This window comes from Arthrobacter sp. AL05 (assembly GCF_029960715.1).
Classification (GTDB): Bacteria; Actinomycetota; Actinomycetes; order Actinomycetales; family Micrococcaceae; genus Arthrobacter.
Window position 1 is genome coordinate 1 of sequence record NZ_JASBRC010000053.1, and the last position, 1,073, is coordinate 1,073.

General features: G+C 65.0%; 1 protein-coding gene. It reads right to left on the reverse strand.

The window, feature by feature from the left end; translation table 11 throughout:
- Positions 1-4: 4 nt before the first annotated feature.
- Positions 5-964 (reverse strand): IS481 family transposase, encoded by a 960-nt coding sequence (locus tag QK287_RS18400; protein WP_226775797.1) that lies wholly within the window; start codon positions 962-964, stop codon positions 5-7.
- Positions 965-1,073: the final 109 nt, after the last annotated feature.

The window sequence follows — 1,073 nt, forward strand, 5'->3', positions numbered from 1 at the left end:
TGTATTAACCACGGAGGTTAGTGACGCGGCTTGCTGGTGGCTGACCCTTGAGTGAGGTGTGGCCTCGGTGATGATTGTAGTCATGGAGCCAGGCTGGGAAAGCAGCCACGCGCTCGGCCTCTGAGTTGTAGGGGCGGGCGTAGGCCCATTCCTCGAGCATGGTGCGGTTGTAGCGCTCTACTTTGCCGTTGGTCTGGGGCCGGTAGGGCCGGGTTCGTTTGTGTGTGATGTCCGGGCCCAGGGCGTCTTGGAAGGCGTGGGAGCGGTAGCAGGAGCCGTTGTCTGTGAGGACGCGCTTCACGGTGATGCCGGCGGCGTTGAGGGCCTGGTTGGCGCGTTCCCAGAAGCCGGCGGCGGTCTCTTTCTTCTCGTCGTCGAGGATCTCGGTGTAGGCGAAGCGTGAGTGGTCATCCACGGCGTTGTGCAGGTAGGCGTAGCCGGGGCGCCGGTTCGCCGCGGTCCCTGTCTTGTTTTTCTTGCCCGCTGCCCGGTCCATGACGCGGTGCCCGCCGCCGTCGGGGATGCGTCCGAGTTTCTTGATGTCGACGTGGATCATGTCCCCGGGCTTCTCGTGCTCGTAGCGGCGGATCACCCGGCCCGTGGCACGGTCCAGCCACGAGAGTTTCGCCAGCCCGAACCGGGAAAGGACCTTGTGCACGGTTGATGGGTGGAGGCCCAGCAGATACCCGATCCGGGCCGGCCCCCACCGCCGGTTCACGCGCAGCGCGATGATCCGCCGCGCCCGCCGTTGCGGGGTCCTCGAGGGCGACACAAGGGGCCTGCTGGAGCGGTCTTCCATCCCGTCCTCGCCGTGTTCGCGGTAACGCTCTGCCCAGCGTGCCGCTGTCGGTACGGAGACCTGGAACCGCTCTGCGGCCCGACGCAACGGCCACCCGTCATCGACTACGCATCTGGCCAGTAGCAGCCGGCCCTTGGGCGCGAGAAAGGCATTAGGGTGGGACATGAAGACCTCCGTTTGTGGAACTGGACTCTAGACAAGCCCCACTCCACCCGGAGGTCTTCTTTTTGTCACCTATCCACGCCGCCTGTCACCAACGTCCGTGGTTATTACA

What these genes read in the sequence shown, in the direction of transcription:
- QK287_RS18400 (WP_226775797.1), bottom strand. Translation starts at nt 964, where the DNA reads ATGTCCCACCCTAATGCCTTTCTCGCGCCCAAGGGCCGGCTGCTACTG.